This is a genomic window from Fibrobacter sp. UWB1 (assembly GCF_002210325.1).
Taxonomy (GTDB): Bacteria; Fibrobacterota; Fibrobacteria; order Fibrobacterales; family Fibrobacteraceae; genus Fibrobacter.
In genome coordinates, this window is the sequence record NZ_MWQL01000001.1 from 185,050 (window position 1) to 202,878 (window position 17,829).

Annotated in this window: 12 protein-coding genes and 2 tRNA genes; 10 read left to right on the forward strand and 4 right to left on the reverse strand. The window is 50.7% G+C overall.

The genetic code is table 11. From position 1 onward, the window contains the following. Window positions 1-35: 35 nt before the first annotated feature. Complete coding sequence (locus B7988_RS00725) at window positions 36-1,337, forward strand: hypothetical protein (protein ID WP_088656580.1); 1,302 nt, start codon at window positions 36-38, stop codon at window positions 1,335-1,337. Between the two features lie 147 nt (window positions 1,338-1,484). Here the strand turns inward: B7988_RS00725 and B7988_RS00730 are convergent. Continuing rightward, a tRNA-Gly gene (locus B7988_RS00730) sits at window positions 1,485-1,556 on the reverse strand. A 125-nt stretch (window positions 1,557-1,681) separates the two neighbouring features. Between B7988_RS00730 and infC the strand changes: the two genes are divergently transcribed. Genes infC through rplT form a run of 3 tightly spaced genes read left to right on the forward strand, consistent with a single transcriptional unit; the run spans window position 1,682 to window position 2,886 of the window. Further along, on the forward strand, window positions 1,682-2,308 hold the full coding sequence (infC, locus tag B7988_RS00735) for a translation initiation factor IF-3 (protein ID WP_249268781.1): 627 nt from the start codon (window positions 1,682-1,684) through the stop codon (window positions 2,306-2,308). A gap of 18 nt (window positions 2,309-2,326) precedes the next feature. Next, window positions 2,327-2,524 carry a 50S ribosomal protein L35 gene (rpmI, locus tag B7988_RS00740; RefSeq protein WP_072800243.1) on the forward strand — a complete coding sequence of 66 codons (198 nt, stop codon included), beginning with the start codon at window positions 2,327-2,329 and terminating at the stop codon, window positions 2,522-2,524. A gap of 11 nt (window positions 2,525-2,535) precedes the next feature. Next, window positions 2,536-2,886 carry a 50S ribosomal protein L20 gene (gene rplT, locus B7988_RS00745; protein WP_073318484.1) on the forward strand — a complete coding sequence of 117 codons (351 nt, stop codon included), beginning with the start codon at window positions 2,536-2,538 and terminating at the stop codon, window positions 2,884-2,886. 733 nt (window positions 2,887-3,619) lie between these two features. Here rplT and B7988_RS00750 read toward each other — a convergent pair. Beyond that, window positions 3,620-3,692 (reverse strand) — tRNA-Gly (locus B7988_RS00750). Between the two features lie 31 nt (window positions 3,693-3,723). After that, window positions 3,724-4,800, reverse strand: a complete 1,077-nt coding sequence (locus B7988_RS00755; protein WP_088656478.1) for an adenylate/guanylate cyclase domain-containing protein — start codon at window positions 4,798-4,800, stop codon at window positions 3,724-3,726. A gap of 253 nt (window positions 4,801-5,053) precedes the next feature. Between B7988_RS00755 and hemW the strand changes: the two genes are divergently transcribed. The 3 genes from hemW to B7988_RS00775 all read left to right on the forward strand — a co-directional run bounded on the left by hemW (window position 5,054) and on the right by B7988_RS00775 (window position 13,325). Continuing rightward, window positions 5,054-6,223: a radical SAM family heme chaperone HemW gene (gene hemW / locus B7988_RS00765; RefSeq protein WP_088656479.1), complete on the forward strand. Its 1,170-nt coding sequence runs from the start codon at window positions 5,054-5,056 to the stop codon at window positions 6,221-6,223. A 137-nt stretch (window positions 6,224-6,360) separates the two neighbouring features. Beyond that, window positions 6,361-9,066 carry a hypothetical protein gene (locus tag B7988_RS00770; protein WP_141225512.1) on the forward strand — a complete coding sequence of 902 codons (2,706 nt, stop codon included), beginning with the start codon at window positions 6,361-6,363 and terminating at the stop codon, window positions 9,064-9,066. Window positions 9,067-9,089: 23 nt separating this feature from the next. Beyond that, on the forward strand, window positions 9,090-13,325 hold the full coding sequence (locus tag B7988_RS00775) for a hypothetical protein (protein WP_170930501.1): 4,236 nt from the start codon (window positions 9,090-9,092) through the stop codon (window positions 13,323-13,325). Window positions 13,326-13,608: 283 nt separating this feature from the next. On the opposite strand, the gene B7988_RS00780 is transcribed toward B7988_RS00775, so the two are convergent. Next, window positions 13,609-14,421, reverse strand: coding sequence for an RNA polymerase sigma factor RpoD/SigA (locus B7988_RS00780; protein WP_072800257.1), 813 nt, complete (start codon window positions 14,419-14,421; stop codon window positions 13,609-13,611). Between the two features lie 417 nt (window positions 14,422-14,838). Between B7988_RS00780 and B7988_RS00785 the strand changes: the two genes are divergently transcribed. Genes B7988_RS00785 through B7988_RS00795 form a run of 3 tightly spaced genes read left to right on the forward strand, consistent with a single transcriptional unit; the run spans window position 14,839 to window position 17,779 of the window. Beyond that, window positions 14,839-15,618: a class I SAM-dependent methyltransferase gene (locus B7988_RS00785; protein ID WP_073318463.1), complete on the forward strand. Its 780-nt coding sequence runs from the start codon at window positions 14,839-14,841 to the stop codon at window positions 15,616-15,618. 3 nt (window positions 15,619-15,621) lie between these two features. Continuing rightward, complete coding sequence (locus B7988_RS00790; RefSeq protein WP_088656482.1) at window positions 15,622-16,764, forward strand: glycosyltransferase family 4 protein; 1,143 nt, start codon at window positions 15,622-15,624, stop codon at window positions 16,762-16,764. Then, window positions 16,757-17,779: a lysylphosphatidylglycerol synthase transmembrane domain-containing protein gene (locus tag B7988_RS00795; RefSeq protein ID WP_088656483.1), complete on the forward strand. Its 1,023-nt coding sequence runs from the start codon at window positions 16,757-16,759 to the stop codon at window positions 17,777-17,779. Before B7988_RS00790 ends, B7988_RS00795 begins: the two co-directional genes overlap by 8 nt. Window positions 17,780-17,829 lie beyond the last annotated feature (50 nt).

The following is a 17,829-nucleotide window of genomic DNA, read 5'->3' on the forward strand; positions in this document are numbered from 1 at the left end:
TTATACCCTTTTTCGGCCTCGTTGCGCCAATTTTGATGCTCGTTTCGGGCTGTACGGTGGAACGTGCCGAAGAAAAAGTGCTTGCCGAACACGCAAATGGGGCGAAAAAGACCTCTATCTGGGTTTACCCCGACGGCGAAATCCTGAAAAGGAACGAATGGTACACCGACGGAATCAAGGAACTTGAGATTCCGTACAAAGACGGCGTTCCGCATGGCGACTTCAAGCGTTGGACTGGCTTTGGCGATGTGGCCCTGCTCGGGCATTACAAGAAAGGCCTCAAAGACGGCAAGTGGACTGCGCTGTTTAGCGACAAGAAAGTCGAAGCTTACCTCTATTACGAAAACGATCACCCGGTGGGCGACTGGGAAGGCTGGCATTACAACCGCGAACGTTCTTTTGAGGAGCATTACAATGACGATGGCTTGGCGGTTGGAATCTGGAAAAAATGGTTTGACAACGGCGCCTTGCAACAAGAAGGCAATTGTCACGCCATGTGGGATCCCAAACGCGAAATTGTTTCGGCTTCGGGCGATTCGGCTTACCTGAAACGTTTTTCGAAGGATTGTCACCTGCTTGAAGAATTCACTTGCAGAAACGGGATTCTTGACGGACCGTTTTCGCTGTATTACGAAAGCTTTGGTGAATCGGTTGACACTGCCAATTGTGGTGTGGGCCGCGTGCGTGTACAGGGGGTGCTCGGTAAAGGGGCGACCGGCAAAGACAGCGCCCTAATCGGGACAGTCACTTATTTTAGGGCCGACGGCACGCGCATGAAACAGGAACATTGGAATAGGGAAGGCAAACGTGATTCCGTATGGCGCTGGTTCGATGAACGCGGTGAACTGGTGCGCGAGGTGGATTTGAGCATGGACGGCGTGATTTATGGTGCCTGCGAAGGCCATATGGCCAAGTTCTGCGCCGAGACCTCGTACGTGGGCGGAGTCAATGGCATTCTTGACAGTAGTAATCTTGCCCAAAGCGTTGATTTTGTACAAAGTATCGGAAAATTCCCTGCCACGGTGCGTTATGTTAAGCCGGGACGTTTGTTGCTTTACGAAGAACTTTGGAAAGATGGCCAAATTGCGGAAAGCCGTAGCTTTTTCCCGGACAGCATGGGCGGCAGACTTGCAAGTGAAACCTTCTGGAAGGACGGCAAGAGAAACGGAATCATGCGGAACTGGTACCGGAGCGGTGTACTCCGCGACAGCCTTACTTTTGTAAATGGCGAGCGCGTGGGCGAACAGTTCAGCTACGACAGCACCGGAAAACTCACGATTCATAAGACAGAGGCCGGCAAGAACCGCCCTGTGATCATGCACTTGCTCGGGGAATAGGGAATAAAAAAAGACCCCATGGAGACCGCTCGGCTCATAATCATCTTGGAACTTATGATATCGCCTCGCTCTCGCCAACACGACTCGTTAATACGAGTCGTTTATGGCTCACAAATAAAAAGAAGACCCCTCAGTGAGGGGTCTAAGAGCGGCGGACCGGGATCGAACCGGCAACCATTAGCTTGGAAGGCTAAGGCTCTACCATTGAGCTACCGCCGCGAGCAAGTCCAATTATACAAAAATCCGCCTATTTTCAAAGGGGTTCGTTAAAAAGTTCTTGCATTTTTTATTAAAAAAACTATATTTAGCGCCACAATAACAATTTTACCTAGAGGTAGCTTAACTTGGCGTTACAAAATCCCCGCGACCGTCGCATGCCGAACAGACAGAGTGACGGAACCCGCATTAACGAAGACATTCGCATTTCCCCGATCCGTCTTGTGAAAGACGATGGCGAGGCCGTCATCATGGATACCAAACAGGCTCTCCAGATGGCCAAGGACGCCGGACTGGACCTGGTGGAAGTGTCTCCCAATGCTAAGCCGCCTGTATGCCGTATCATCAACTACGGCAAGTACAAGTTTGAACAGATCAAGAAGGCCAAGGCCGCAAAGGCCAAGCAGCACGTGGTGAAGCTTAAAGAAATCAAGATGCACCCGAAGACTGCCGAGAACGACTACCAGTACAGGATCAAGCAGGCAGCCGAGTTCTTGCAGGATGGCATGAAGGTCAAGCTTATTATGCAGTTCCGTGGGCGCGAAATGGCGCACATGGACTACGGCAAACGCCTAATGGAGCGCGCTAAGGAAGACTTGCTCCAGTACGGCGACTTGGAAATGGATTCGCGAGTCGAAGGCAACACAATGCTCTCGATTTACGGTCCTAAACGCGGTGCAGGCACTGCCAAAAAGCAGCCCCAGGCACCAAAGCCCGTAACCGAGCCCATGGCAGCAGGTGAGGCTTCAACTTAATAACCTAAAGAGGTAAAAATGCCTAAGATGAAAACACACAGCGGTGCTAAGAAGCGCTTCCGCCTGACTGGTTCCGGCCACGTCAAGTTCAAGCGTGCTGGCATGCGCCACATTCTTGCCAAGATGTCCACGAAGCGTAAGCGTAACCTGCGTAAGGGCGCTCTCGTTAAGAAAGTCGATGTTTACCATGTCAAGCGTCTGCTTGTCGTTGCATAAGGAGTGTAAGAATGCCACGCGCTAAAACCAGAGTTCCTTCCCGCGAACGCCGCAAAAAAATCCTTAAGGCCGCCAAGGGCTTCTATGGCCGTCGCAAGTCGAACCTTCGCCTTGCTATCGACGCCGTGTCCCACGCCGGTCAGTATGCCTACGCTCACCGCCGCGACAAAAAGGGTGACTTCCGCTCTCTGTGGATTGTCCGCCTCAATGCCGCTGTCCGTGAACTCGGCATCAGCTACAGCCAGTTCATTTACAAGCTTTCCAAGTCGGGCATCAAGCTGAACCGCAAGGTTCTCGCTGACATGGCCGTCGCCGATCCGGCATCCTTTGCCAAGGTCGTGGAAACTGTGAAGGCTGCCTAATAGCTTCATCTTTACGCGAGAAATTGCACCCTGCTCCTAATCGGGCGGGGTGCTTTTTTGCAGTTGGGCGTCGGCCATGGTGAGCCGGAGTCGCCAGGCGTAAGCTGGCGATGTAGGCGACCTTTGGACACTTGGCCTTTAGGCCTTAGTGTACATGGCCACCTTTAGGTGGGAGCATGCGAAGAACCGCTGACCATGATTTCTTGCAGAACTTCGCATGCGGTCTTGTAACCGCCGTCGCCGATCCGGCATCCTTTGCCAAGGTCGTGGAAACTGTGAAGGCTGCCTAAATGAACCGTAGTCGCCAAGCGCAAGCTGGCGACGAAGGTGAGAGTGAGGCACTTTTCGTTTTTAGGAATTTGTTCGTAATTTGAGGTTTGTTTTAAAGCTTTTCTTTTTTTAGAGCAGGAAAAGCGTGCTAAACGAGTGTCGCGACAAAATGCTCGCATTTTGTCATGACCGAGTGACGCTGCGGACGCCGCAGGCGTCAAAAGGGATTGTCGCTTGAGAAAGGGACTGCGGCTGCGCCAGTCCCCGAGCTTTGCGCGGCTGGCTTGCCGCCCTACGGGCTCGATGCAAGCTGCGCTTGCCTCAAGCTCATAATTTGCCTCTTCGCACTTCGTGCATGAGCCAAATTATGCCGCACCCTCTCCCCCAAGGGGTCTCGGGTCCGGTCCCTTCCCGTGTTATAAAAAAAAGAAAGCCACCTGATAGGTGGCTTTTCTTTTTTTAGAGCGGGAAAAGGGACTCGGACCCTCGACCCCGACCTTGGCAAGGTCGTGCTCTACCAACTGAGCTATTCCCGCGGGGTAGCCCAATTATAGAATAATAAATTCACTATGTCAAGGGCTTATGCAGAGAAAAAATCAAAATTCCGTTCTTTTTTCCGCGTAATTCGAAAAATCCGGCCTTTACGCTCAAAAAACCGTGGGGGAGCGGCAGGGGAAGTCTCATATATAAGTCTTCCGAAATCAAAAAGTCCTGCCCGAGCTTGGAGCAAAGTGTCTGGATTCTTGAAGTGGTGTTCAGCACGTCGCCGTGGTAGGCCATTTCGCTTCCGAAGTTCCCGACTTCGGTAGAGATTACTTTTCCGCAGTGGGCGGCTGCCTTGAATGCGGGAACAATCCCGTAGCGTTTTTTGAATTTGTATGCGGTGCGTTCCAGGCATTCGGCAAAATCGTAAAAGCAATCCAGCGGGCGCGCGGCGCGTTTGCAGTCGCTGGTTTTCCAAGTCAAGAAAACGCCGTCGCCTGCAATTTGGTAAATCTCGCCATGGTTTTCTTCGCAGCAGTTCGAAAGCAGGCGGTAGTAGTCACGAATAAAGTTGCTGTACTTTACGTGTCCGAGTTCTTCGGCAATCTCGGTGGAATGCTTCATGTCAATGAACATGAATATCAAGTCTTCTTCTTTGGGGTCCTGATTCTTGCCGAGCAAGGTGTTCATAAAGACGCGGGTCCCGAACTTCTTGTGCACGGAACGGATAAAGGTAATCAGGTGCCCGAGCATGAACAGTTCGAAAATCAGAATGTGGTTTTTCGGCTGCTTGAAAAAGTTCAGCATGTGTTGCAGGGCGGCTTCGTTAATAAGGCCTTCGCTGCGGTCGATATCCCAAATCAGAATGCATAGCGTCAGGTTCGCGCAAATGCTTGCCAAGAAAAAACAGGAACGAATAATCAGGGCTGCCGCAACAGGGCGTTTGTCCATTTCGTCTTGCAAAATAATTACGTCGTAAATAGCGTGCGAAAGTCCTGTCAAAAGAGACAGCTGCAGCATGAAGAGCATGCGTGTCGGGTCGAAACCGTTTCCGGCGCCGTACGTCAAAAGGGCCGAGGCACTTAAGGTGAAAATCACCCAACTCAAGATATAGAAAGCGATCGCTTTGCACTTACGCTGCGTTAATCGGGTAATGGCCATAGCACCTTCAGTGGATAAATAGAGGCAACGCCCAAATCATGGCAATAATGATGATATCTTTGTACGATTCGTCTAAAAGGAGGGTCGATGCCAAAAAGAAGATAGCGGTGGACAACGTCAAGAAAATCAGGAGCGGGAGCCGCTTCTTCAATTTTTTCTTGATTTTATTTAGTTGCTTGTTGTCCATATACATTTATATAATCTAAATTTTATAAAAAAGGTTTTTTGTAATAATTTTATTCGTTTGTAAAAGATGTTTTGTGTTTATATTCACGTGCCTTTCTGCAAAAAAGTTTGCGATTATTGCGATTTTCGCGTAATGCCGTCGCAATCGAAAATTTTTGCCGAGTACACGGACTTGTTATGTAAGCAAATTGTAAGTTTTGAAGGGGGGAACCCGGGGCTGCTTGCCTCGGCTCGAACGCTCTACCTGGGTGGGGGAACCCCGTCGGAACTACCGGCAGAATTTTTGCACCGGATTTTTGAGTGCCTTGCTTCGGTAGGGCTCGATATATCCAAATTGAACGAAGTTTCCATGGAGTTCAATCCGGAGTCGACTAGTCGCCAGTCCGTACAAAATGCCGTGGAACTGGGCGTAAACCGCATCAGTCTTGGAATTCAGACGTTCGACGCTAATTTGTTGAAATTGGTCGGGCGTTCCCATTCGGTAGAGGCTGGGCTCGAGGCCTTGAATTTGCTGACATGCACGTCGAACTTGCAAGTGAATGCGGACTTGATGTTTGATTTGCCGGGGCAGACGGTCGAGGGCTTCTTGGCCGATGTGGACCGCCTTTCGGATTTCCCGCTGAACCATGTGAGCTTTTACGGGTTGAATGTCTCGCCCCGCTCGAGGCTCGGGCATCGCGTGGATCGCGGGGAACTTGCCGTAAACGAAGACCTTTACGAGCCCATGTACATGAGCGGTGTCGAAATCCTGAAACGCAAGGGCTTTGAACGCTACGAGGTATCGAACTTTGCACGGCCCGGTTTTGAAAGTGCCCATAACCAGAATTACTGGAATCGGGGCGAATATGCGGGCTTTGGCCCTGGTGCCCACAGTTATTTGCATGCGGTGCGCTATTATGCTCCCGAAATTTACCCCCGGTGGCGCGACTATGTCAAGTCGGGCTGCCCGGAATCGATGCTTTCGTTTGACCGGCTGAGGCGTGAAGACGAAATTATGGAGCTTTTGTGGCTCTCTCTTCGGCAATCTAGGGGAATTTCGACTGAAGATCTTGAAAAAATGGGAATTGCCTTGGATAAATCAGTGTGCGAACGCTGGATTTCGAAGGGCTTCTTAAAGCACGGAAATCTGTCAAATTTGTTACAAAGTAAATCTTGCTTGCGCCTTGAAGGACGCGGCTGGATTTTTATGGACGATATCGTTACAGACCTTGCAAATACTTATTCCAACTTGGAATAAACAAATTTGAAAATATCTTGCGATTCGTATCACAACGTAAATTTTTGTTGTCCGTTTTCTAAAAAAAAATCATATCTTTGGAGTATATGTTATGCAAAGTTTTCTTTGCGTAAGTGGAGCCAATTGTAGAGGTCATAATGCAGTCTGTAAAAAATCATATTCTTTCGCTGATGTTGTTCGCGTTGCTTTGTCTTGCAGCGGGGGCTTTTGCGCTTGAATCTATTGATTGCATTGACTACAGTGGCAAGCCCGACGTGCGTTGCAAGTATTACCGTATCTCGGAAACCCGAGGCGCCATTCTTTACGTGGTTCCGCCCAAAGCCGACCTTGTCAAGAAAAACGCCATCAAGGGTGCTTCGTTCTTTATCTACGCTCCGCAAGAAAAGGACTATGGTCGCGACACCTTGACTCTTGAACTTTCGGAAGATTCCTCTGTCGTTCACAACATGGAGCCCGTAAAAGCCGATGAGGACTCCGGTCTCGTGAAACTGCGCGTCGGAAGTCGCTATAAGCTTTACAACCTCATGCTCGGTACTGCCGAAGACGAATCGGCAACGGATCCGATCGTAAGCCTGGTCTACAACTTCTACGTGCCGTACCTCAAGTACATTGTGAAGGGCAAGGAAGTGACCGATGCATCCAAGCTCCAGTACGAAGTGGGCGATACCATGCATGTCGATGTCGAAGCGATTGTCCCGATTGGCCCGGCAAAGGGACGAGTCGATTCGACTCTGACGAAAACTTTCTATTTCAAGGCTTTCGGCGAAAGCGAAAACCTGGAGTTTTTGAGCGATGGTGGAGTAAACCTGAAGCTAAGTGACAACACCATTCGCTTAAATATTGAAAACGGCAAGGGCCGGTTCCTGGTGGTTGCGAGCAAGGCCATTACCGACGGTTCGACGTTCAGCATGAATGCGTTCCCGGATAGCCTGCGTAACAATGAATTCATTCTGAGCGATCCGTTCCCGGGTGAATACCAGTTCGTGAATCCTGACATGCCGACTCTCGATAACGCCGCCATTTACGATACCGACGGCGATGGTATTGGCGACAGCATTGCGACCTGGTTCGGCGGCAAGACCGATTCCATGGATGTGAATGATTTCTTCTACAGCTGGCCGAGCGACAAGTCCTTTGAAAAGTACAGTGGCGATGTCAAGCAAGATGGCGATGTCTATGGATTGCCCGATGTCAAGGTTGAAATTCAGGGTGACGATGCGAAGGGTGTCGTAAAGGCTTTTGTGTGCTCGGTGGGTAACCGCTGTGACACGCTCACGACGGCTCTTGCCGATAGCATTGGCGCAGCCATTCAGACGGCCACCTTGGTCAAGGGCAATGACGGGACGGATACCTTGATCGTTCGCTTCAACAAGGATATGGATCCGTCTTGGACAAGCGGTCGCGGATTGAAACTCAATGGCGAATCAATCGACGTGGATGCAATCTCCAAGAAGGGAACCCAGTGGGTATTCACCGTGGAATCAGGCGTTGTGTCTGTGGGTGACATGCTCAAGATTGAAACCATCTGCAGCAGCAAGGAATGCCCCGATGGAATCCTGACTGCCGCTGACGGTGTACCGACAAGCAAGAACAACCAGGAAGTCCCTGTGCAGAATGCTGGCCGCATTTATGTGGACAACGACAAGAACGGATTCTATGACCGCGATGGCGATGGCCGCATGGACTCTACCTCGCTTGGCTTTGAAACCCCGATCACCGAGGAAGACCTCAAGAAGATGGACATTACCTTCTACTGGCTCGACAACGACGGCGAATTGGTGGCCATCAAGCCGAACATTGCCGACCTCGAGATTTCGGAAGGCGGTACGCTGCTTGGCTTTGCTCTTGATCCCGAAGAATACGACATCAAGAAATTGCTGACGGGAATTGACAAGTCCTATTCAAAGGACGGCAAGACAGAATACGGCTATGCCTCGATTACAAACAAGGTTTCTGTCGAAGGCAAGGAATCCGAAGAAGAAATGATGTATGGAATGAACGACTACATGGCTCCGGTCATTTCGTCGACGTTCCTGTATCCGGAATCCTTCCAGATGATGGAACCGGATAAATTCAAGATCAGCTTCTCCGAAGCGATGGACAAGAAAGGCGTGGATCTTTCCGATGACTGCCTCGCTTTCTATGTCGATGGCGCCTGGGTGCATTACAGCCTGAGGTCTTCGGAATGGAGCGAAGACGGTCGCGAATTGATGCTGTACATGGAAGCCGGCGAAGACCTCGCAAGCCGCATGAATCCTGCAGACTCAGTGCGTTTCGATAACTTCACGAGCGGTCTTGTCGACAAGAGCGGCAACAAGGTTTCTGAACTTGCTCCGACTGTCATGGTGGAAGGCGATCCGCGCGTGATTATGAAGACGAATTCGTTTGCGGACTTGAACAAGGCTGAAGAACTCAGTGACCGCGTGAAGCCGTTTACGATTGAACATGTGAAGGATGCCAAGGAAGCCTCTGACCAGTCTTCGCTGGGCGTGCTCATGGATATCGGCTATTCGACCATTATGGGTAAAGATGACAAGGGCCTGGCTGTGCCGAATATGGAAGATATCGGACTCCATTGGGAACTCTACGTGTATACGAATATTGGCAACTACGTTGGAGGCGCTTCGGGCAGTATTGCTTGCGATGACCCGTTCTTCGATGGCAACTGCCTTGAAAATCCGGACAAACTCTATGTTCGCTGGAACATGCGTGCCGACAATGGCCGTAAGGTGGGCGCCGGTATTTATCTTGCAAAGTTCAGAGTAAAGGTTTACGGAGCAAAGGATGACTTTAAAGTTGAAAGAATCTTTAGATGGGGTATCTCTTCTAAGAGGGCTAAATAAGGATTTTTTTCGAGGGTAAGAACATGAGAAATACGGCAAAATACATTTCAATGCTTTTGTTGTCTGCGGCGGTAAGCTATGCTGCAGATGTAGATTATCCTACCCCGGAAAATCCGGCGACGGGTATTTGGATTCAGCAGATCGGCGATATCGTGCCGCATGCTGCTACCAAGGCTACGCTGTACTATACCAAGTACGAACAGAACGACCGCGTCAAGAGCATCAGCTACCAGTATAATGGTGCGGGTTACTTGCTGATGAAACCTTCTGACAAGAAGACGCTTTGTACAGAAGGCGATAACGTGAAGGGTGCCGATGGTATCGTGCACCATCCTGATGGCGACCTGTTGGTGGCTGGTCAGGGCGAAAAGATTTATAAAGTGAACAAGACCGCCAAGGCCACAGGCTCTGGAAAATGCCTTGTGAAAACCTCGACTCCTGCAACGCAGAAGGGCGGTTTCTGGCATTTGATGATGGATCCCAATCAAAAATGGTTGTGGGCCGCCGGTATTCCGGGCTACTTGTACCGATTCTCGACGGCAATGGATTCGGCTACCAAGAACTTTGCTGACATTGGTCACCAGGTAGAACTTGTGCCTAAGGAACCGGATCGCCATAACGACAAGAAATTAGCTACTGTGATTTGGGATGGCGAAGGTACGGCCTTCTTTACGTATTCTGATTATTTGGGTGGTGGTTGCGAATCGAGCGGTGGTACCAGGGCGTGTTCTGCAGAAAGACGAGGCCAAGAAAATAAAAAGGCCTATTTCGGTGTATTTACCGATACGACTTGGACGACGGTGACTAGAGAAAACCAGTCCCAGATTGGTGGTAAAATTGGCGAAAAGGTCATTACTAAAGTCGGAACGAAATCTTTGATTGACTCCTTGGAAGGTGCACATGGCGGCGCCTACGATACGTATTCCAAGACCATTTTCGTGTTCGGTGGTTCCAAGATTGTGCAGATCAAGCCGTCTTATGAAAACGGTAAAGTCACGGCGAAGAAGATTGCTGAAATTGATTTGCGTACATATTTCTTCGAAGAAAGAAATGAAAACTTGACGGGCCCGAGAACTCCGGGTGTGGGCTGGCGTTTGGACCAGGGAACCACCGATGGCTATGGTCACCTTTTTGTGGCGTCTAATACGGGTCATATGATCTTTGTGGACTATGCGGCAAACCCGAAGAAGATGATTAACGACAACGTGTTGATTCATGTGCAGTGGATCGACAACTACCTTGATGATTTGGCTCCGCTTTCGGGTGTGGGCGTGATTCGTGAAGGCGGTCATACGGGTAGCGATGAAGAAGTTTCTAGCGACTCCCAGAGTAGTTCTTCGCTGGTGGAATACCATGAATCGTCTAGCAGTGCAAAGTCTAGCAGCTCCAATAACGGCTCTAGCTCCGGCAACAATGGCAATTCTAGTAGCGGCACCAACTTGAGCTCTGCAGGCAATGGCAATAGCTCCGGTGGCGACGCTTCTAGCTCTGGCAGCAACGACGGAAGTTCCAATAGTAACGGCGGTAGCTCCAATAGTAATGGAGGCAGTTCCAATAGCAATGGCGGTAGTTCCAATAGCAATGGTGGTAGTTCCAATAGCAATGGAAGCAGCTCCGGTAATGACAACGGTAGCAGTGGCAACGACGGTACCAGCAGCGCCGGCGATTCGAACTTGAGCTCTGGTGGAAACGGCGGACATTCCAGCAGCAACAGCAATGGTAACGGTTCTAGCAGTAGCGAACAGGGTAACGGTGAAGATGTTGGCGATAAGTCCTCTTCGAGCCGTACAATCGGAAGTGGAGAAGACGAAGGCGACGGTTCCAGTTCTTCGAGAGTGTATTTCGGTGCTGAAGACTATGATGAAGATCCGGGTACGGGCTTTGACGAATACCCGTCTGCCGATGACTTTGAAAAGGGTGATTCTCTTGTCTCGAAGACGGTGGTCCTTGTTCCCACGGATCCCGATCCGAGCAACCCGAAGGTGGTGGCGATCAATGGCAACCATTACCTGCTGACGAATGACCCCAAGGGAATTCCGATGGATTTGCACTATAATTCCGGCCTGGATTCTGCCAAGGTGGGCGATGTCGTTGCCATTACTTTGGATAAGGACAAGGTCAAGGAATATTTTGACTCTCCGGATTCGCTCCGCTTCGTTTCGAAGACGGGCGTGAAGCTGGTTGACCCGACGGACGGCTCCAAGAACGAATCCCTGGTGGTTAACGCTGACGGCTCCGTGACGATTTTCGTGACGGCAGACGAAGTGGTTCAGGGCGGTTCGATCAAGGTGTATGGTGGCAATGAAATGATCATCATTGACAATATCAACTTCTACGACCCGATTCCAGATACCCGTGTCGGCTACATCAAGGATACTGATGGCGATATGGCTTTGGACTATGTGGAAATCTTGTTGGATGACACCTTGTCGAGCAACTACTACCTGGATGGAGTGAAGCTTGTGCTTGGTAAGGATACGCTTGATTGCGTGGATCCGAAGCTGAATGCGGCTGGCGATCGTATTTTGGTTTCTCGTGTGGATAAGTATCTTACCTTGCCGGGCGTGGGTGAATTCCCGAAGGATGCCAAGGCCTTGGTGACCTATGGCGACAAGGCTAGCGATGGCGCAACCTATGTGCGCGAGGCCTCGATTGTGGAAGTGGGTAGCAATGTCATTAAGGACGCCTACGCTATTCGCAACGTAAACGGTCTTGACTCGCTGTTCTTGCAGTATAACATTGACCTGTTCCCGGTGGACATCGGTATGCCCGAAATGCTGGTCATGATCAAGCAGAGCGCTGAACGCTACGGCTTCGATGTGGACCAGATCAAGAAGGTCTACATGCCTGCCAAGGATATCGTGATTCTGGTTGGCAAGAACTTCAAGCTGAAGGGTAGTGACAAGGATAGCGTGTCGCTCTATCCGGGGGCAACCTTCACGAATTTGCCGTACATCACCTCTGACGAATACGAACGCGAAGTTCCTGTCCAGGTGGTTGACAGATTCCCGATGATCCAGAATGTGGAATACTGGGATACCGATGGCGATGGCGTTCTCGACCAGGTTGTGGCCGTGTTCGACAAGAAGTTGACAAAGGATGACGTGGACGAATCCTTGTACATGTCGTTCCCGTGGTATAGCTATCGCGGAATGATGATCCAGCTGCAGGCTCAGCCTGAAAACATGAAAATCGATCCGAAGGATCCGACCCGTGTTATTTGGGACGTGTTCTCGACGACGAAACTTGCTTCCGGCGTCACGAGCATCTCTGAGAACTTGCCGCAGGCAACTATCTATACCTACTACAGGATCTTTGGCGAAACCTTCGTGAACGAAGACGTCGCTCCGCTGGTTGACAAGATGGCGCCGGTCGTGGCAAGCGCAACGCTCAGTTATGGCAAGAAGGCCGATACGCTTGAAATCAGATTCTCGGAACCGATTCGCACGAAGAACCTGAAGGGTAAGGATTTCTTCTCTTACATTCATGGCGAAGAAACAATCGAACTGAACCCGACGAGAATAGACTGGTCTCCAGATGGCCTTACTGCAAAGCTTGTCTTTAACGGAAGCGACGGAACGATCATGCCGGGTGACTCCATTGTGGTTCACAAGGGTCTTAAGGATGCGATCAAGGATAACTACGGCAATATCGCTGGCGAAAACCCGCAGGCGGTCATTATCGGAGGTCTCCTGAACCACTTGGTCGAAGCCACTCAGATGGGTACCTTCGATGTCAATGACGACACTCCGAGGGAAGATTCTGACGGCAAGAGCTACACGTTGCAGACCGTAAGCTCGGTGAACCTGCGCTACGTGCCGGGCTCGACCACCAAGGAAGACATGGAAAAAGAAGGGGCGCTTGGACAGTTGGTGCAGTTGGGCGAACGCTTTGTGCCGCAGCTTCTTGACCGCGCCCAGGTTTCTTCTGACGGTACGTACGACCCGTCCGTGCTTGATTCCTTGAAGCCTGAAGATGTGTACATCTCGTTCATCGTGAACTACTTCGATCACTTGGGCCAGTACGTGAACGACACCATTATTACGGTGCCTTGCGAAAGCCCGAAGTTCGGTGGTAACTGCCTTGAAACCGACAAGAAGGTCTTTGTGAACTGGAACTTCAAGGATCACAAGGGACGCTTCGTTGGGACGGGCGTGTACACCGTGCAGTTCAAGATGGTTGTCCGCTACGAAGACAAGAAGATTGTCGAAGAAATCAAGGACAAGTGGGGCGTTCGCCGCAAGAAACACAAGAAGTAGGGGCGGCTGCGCCGCAGTTAATAGTACTCAGTTACGAGTTCTGAGCAAAAAAATGAAAAGTGATCGCCTTCGGCGGTCACTTTTTGTATAAGCATAAAAGAAAACGTCTGAATTATCTTCAGACGTTAAATGGTTTTAGATTGTTGCCCGAATATGGAAAAGGGGTCCAGGGGGCGGAGCCCCGTGCGTCATCGAGCTGCCATTACTTATTGATGCTTTGCATCCATAAGTGCTTCGCCTCGGTCATGCGCAAGTCTTTGGTTTGCGCGCGACGCTCGGCTCGCTACTTATTAATGGCTGCTAGGAAGGCGTCCTTCTTGTCTTGCAAGAATTCCTTGCTGTTGTACTTGCGGATGCGGCGGAGTGCCTGGTCGCGCAGCTGACGGACACGTTCGTGGGAGATGTTCATGGATTCGCCCACTTCGCGAAGTGTCTGCGGAGCTTCCTGGTTGATACCGAAGATGCCGGTAATCACCTTGGCTTCGCGTTCCGGAAGCTGTTCCATGAGGTCGCGGGCCAAAGCTTCGACGCTCTGGATTTCGGATTCGTTTTCCGGGTTCGTGGCGGTGCCGTCAGGCAACACTTCGGCGTAGGTCGCCTTGGAGTCTGCCTTGAGCGGGCTGTCGAACGAAACGCCGCGCTGACCGATCTGGATAAGTTCGCGGATTTCTTCGTTGATTTCCTTACCGCGGCTTTGTTCGTGCAAAGCCTTACGCACGCGCAAGTGCTGGTTGGCCGGCAAGCGAATCAGGTTGCCTTGTTCGTTAATGGCGCGGGTAATGTAAGCCTTAATCCACCACACGCCGTAACTAATGAACTTAAGACCACGAGTGTGTTCAAAGGATTCGATAGCACGCACGAGACCCATGGCGCCTTCGCTCACCAAGTCCGGCAGCGGAATGGGGCAACCACGGTATTGAATAGCGACTTTCAAAACGAAACGCATGTTGGCAGAAATAAGCTTCTTACGGGCGATCTTGTCGCCTTCTTTGGCTTTCTGGAACAGAATCTGCTCTTCTTCGCGAGAGAGGGGAGCGGTGCGTCTAATATCTTCGAGGTAACGTTTTAGAGTGGTATCAGTAGAATCAATATGCATTTTATAACCTTACATCCTTAATATCGTATTTTTTTAAGCAAGATGCGTGCCAAAAGTGTAAAAAATTAGCAAAGTGTATCAAATTTCCCGTATATTGTCACATTTTGATGAATTTTGTCTTTAAATTTAGAAAAATTGTTTCAAAAAATCAACTATTGTCGTAAATTTGTGACTAATGTGGGGTTTTAGGGGCGGAGCCCTTAGGCGAGGGGGTAGCGTAAGACACGGTATTGACGGGGCGTGGCTGAAGCGAGGGGGAAACTTTCCCCTTTACAGACCGTTCGGCTCTATTTCTAACAAAAAAATGTGATATAGCCTCACTCTCGCCGTCACGACTCGTTTATACGAGTCGCTTTCGGCTCACGGCAAAAATCGAATTCCAAATTTTGAATTCCGAATTAGTATATTTTACACGCTATGTCTATTAAAGAACCTGATCAGTCTGTCTGGAACAGATTTTGGCAACAGAAGAACGATATGGACAAGGTTTACCCTTCGTCTCCGTCTGTGTTGAATACGATTAAGAAGAATTTTAAGCTCGAAGGCCTCAAGGTTTTGGAAGTGGGCGCCGGTACCGGTCGCGACAGTGCCGAACTGGCCCGCTTGGGTGCCGATGTCTATGTGCTCGATTACGCTGAAAACAGTTTGAAGATTGTGGACGCCATTCGCGCGAAGGATAACCTTTACGATAACCTGAAGCTTGTGCGTGGCGATGCCTTCAAGGCTCCGTTCCCGGATTGCACTTTTGACCTGGTGTTCCATCAGGGCCTGGCCGAGCATTTTAAGGATTCGCTCCCGCTGATCAAGGAAAATTACCGCATTCTAAAGCATGGCGGTCACTGCCTGTGCGACGTGCCGCAGACCGTTCACCCTTACACCGTAATCAAGCATATTCTGATTGCGATGGACAAGTGGTTTGCCGGTTGGGAAAAGCAGTTCACCATGCCGCAGTTGAAAAAGCTCATGACCGATGCGGGTTTTGAATGCGTTTACGATTATGGCGACTGGATGCGCCCGAATCTCTTTTACCGCATTGTGCGTGAAGTGGGCTTCAAGGTGGGCGTGGAACTGCCGAAGTATCCGCTGCAGGGAACGGCTTACCAGAAGGTCAAGGACAAAATTCTTGATGCGCTCGAAAACAATTCGCTTATGCACTACACGCAGTTGTGCATTGGAGTCCTGGGCAGAAAGCCCTAGCCGATGAACATCCTTGTAGTCAATTACCGCGACCGGATGCACCCCGCCGCAGGGGGCGCCGAAAAGCACCTTCACCGTATTTTTTCTCAGATTGTAGAATCGGGGCACAAGGTTGTGCTCCTGACGACGGCGTTTGCCGGCTGCAAGGCCCGCGAAACGGTCGACGGAATCGAGGTGGTTCGCAAGGGTGGCGATTTGCTGTTCCAGCTCACGGTGGCGATGAATATCCGCAAGTTGGATTGTGAATTCAATTTCGATGTGGTGGTCGAGGACTTGAACAAGCTTCCGCTGTTTACGCCGTTCTTGACCAAGAAGCCTGTGGTGGTGCAGATGCACCACTTGTGGCGTAGCTCCATTTTCCATGAGGCGTCGTTCCCGATTGCCTTTATGGTGTGGGCGTTCGAACGCGTTATTCCGTGGTTCTACCGCAAGCAGCCGTTTGTGGTGGTAAGCCCGAGTACCAAGTACGAACTGGAAGAAATCGGAATTGCCGAAGACCGTATTTCGGTAATCTATAACGGCTCCGACGATGTGGATCCGTCGCAGGTCGAGAAGTCTGAAGAAGTGCCGAGTACGCCGTACTTTTTGTGGCTTTCGCGCGTGCACCGCTACAAGGGAATTTGGACGGCGCTTGAGGCTTTTGAAGAATTTGCCGAGAACGAGAACCACCCCGATGTAAAACTCGTGGTGGCGGGCGATGGTCCGCTCCTGAAAAAGATTCCGGCGTGGCTCAAGGAACGCGGGCTTACGGAGCGTGTTGAACTTTTGGGATTTGTAACGCCGTCGAAGAAACGCGCTTTGCTGCAGAATGCAGTGGCGCTGTTGCAGACGAGCTACAAGGAAGGTTGGGGCCTTACGGTAGTGGAGGCTGCAAGGCTTGGGACGACGACGATTGCAAGCGATGTGCCTGGGCTCCGCGACAGCGTAAGAAACGGCGAGACGGGACTCTTGTTCCCGGTGGGGGATTTTCATACTTGTGCGTCCGAAATGGACAGACTTTATAGCGACGACGATTTGCGCACGAGACTTTCGGCGGCGGCGAAGAGTTATGCGGGTGAGTTCCGCTGGGACATTGCAGCCGAGAGGACTCTCGATCTTTTGCAGGATGCCGTTATAGAGCGACAAGTGGGGGGAGGAAATGAGTAAAATGAATGGCCGACTCAAATCGGCGTTGATTTTTTGTTTGAAGTTGGTGGTGACGATTGTCCCCGCTTACTTTGTGTACAGAAACATCGTGAAGGCGCCGGACTGGAGCGTTGACGATCTGTATAGACTTTTTAGCGCGCACAGCGTGTGGCCGCTTTTTGTTGCCTTGTTGTGCCTTGGACTTTCGAACTTTACGGCGTGTCTGCAGTGGAAGCTTTTGCTCGAAAAGCAGAACGTGAAAATGGGCTATGGTCATTTGCTCAAGCTTTATTACGTGGGCTTGTTCTTTAACAACTTTATGCCGGGCAATGTGGGTGGCGATGCCAAAAAGGTTTACGACATCCGTATGCAGGGCGGGCAAGATTCCGTTGGCGCTGGGCTGACGGCGACATTCTTTGACCGCCTTTATGGGCTGTTCTTTATTACGCTGTTTGCGCTTGCCATGGGGCTTCTGTTCTTTATGCATGACGAAGCGCAGCGTTCGTTCATGTGGCCCTCGGTCTGGATTTTCCTGGGATTCTGTGCCCTATTTGCAGCTCTCTGCAGCCGTAGGCTCGGGCGCCTCTTGTGCAAGGTGCTTACGAAGATTTTCCCGAAGAAGATTAACGAACGCCTGATCCACATGTTCGAACGATTCCAGCAATTCCGTTCGGTAAAGCTTTTGGCGTCTATTAACTTGCTTTCGGCACTGACGCAGGGCCTTCGAATTCTGGTGCATTATTTTTGCGGAATCGCGGTCGGCGTAGACCTCTCGATTTCGTGGTACTTTTATTACATCCCGCTCGTTGCAATCGTGAGTGCGCTTCCGATTTCGATTGGCGGTTTTGGCCCGCGTGAACTATTGGCGCAGTCGCTGTTTGCGCGTGCCGGAGTGCCGGGGCTTGAATCGGTAGTGATTCAGTTGCTTGCTTACTTTGTGAGTCTGGTACTGAGTTTGTTCGGTGCATTCGTGTTCTTGCTTGGCGGAACGCCTGCGGCAAAAGTGCCGGCTAAGACTGAAGGCGAGCCGAAATAATTCAACGGCGCAGGCCTTGGAATACCCTGGGGCGTGCGACGGTTTTTAGA

What these genes read in the sequence shown, in the direction of transcription:
- B7988_RS00780 (WP_072800257.1), bottom strand. Translation starts at nt 14,421, where the DNA reads ATGCATATTGATTCTACTGATACCACTCTAAAACGTTACCTCGAAGAT.
- B7988_RS00795 (WP_088656483.1), top strand. Translation starts at nt 16,757, where the DNA reads ATGAGTAAAATGAATGGCCGACTCAAATCGGCGTTGATTTTTTGTTTG.
- B7988_RS00755 (WP_088656478.1), bottom strand. Translation starts at nt 4,800, where the DNA reads ATGGCCATTACCCGATTAACGCAGCGTAAGTGCAAAGCGATCGCTTTC.
- B7988_RS00725 (WP_088656580.1), top strand. Translation starts at nt 36, where the DNA reads ATGCTCGTTTCGGGCTGTACGGTGGAACGTGCCGAAGAAAAAGTGCTT.
- rpmI (WP_072800243.1), top strand. Translation starts at nt 2,327, where the DNA reads ATGCCTAAGATGAAAACACACAGCGGTGCTAAGAAGCGCTTCCGCCTG.
- B7988_RS00790 (WP_088656482.1), top strand. Translation starts at nt 15,622, where the DNA reads ATGAACATCCTTGTAGTCAATTACCGCGACCGGATGCACCCCGCCGCA.
- B7988_RS00775 (WP_170930501.1), top strand. Translation starts at nt 9,090, where the DNA reads ATGAGAAATACGGCAAAATACATTTCAATGCTTTTGTTGTCTGCGGCG.
- B7988_RS00785 (WP_073318463.1), top strand. Translation starts at nt 14,839, where the DNA reads ATGTCTATTAAAGAACCTGATCAGTCTGTCTGGAACAGATTTTGGCAA.
- B7988_RS00770 (WP_141225512.1), top strand. Translation starts at nt 6,361, where the DNA reads ATGCAGTCTGTAAAAAATCATATTCTTTCGCTGATGTTGTTCGCGTTG.
- hemW (WP_088656479.1), top strand. Translation starts at nt 5,054, where the DNA reads ATGTTTTGTGTTTATATTCACGTGCCTTTCTGCAAAAAAGTTTGCGAT.
- rplT (WP_073318484.1), top strand. Translation starts at nt 2,536, where the DNA reads ATGCCACGCGCTAAAACCAGAGTTCCTTCCCGCGAACGCCGCAAAAAA.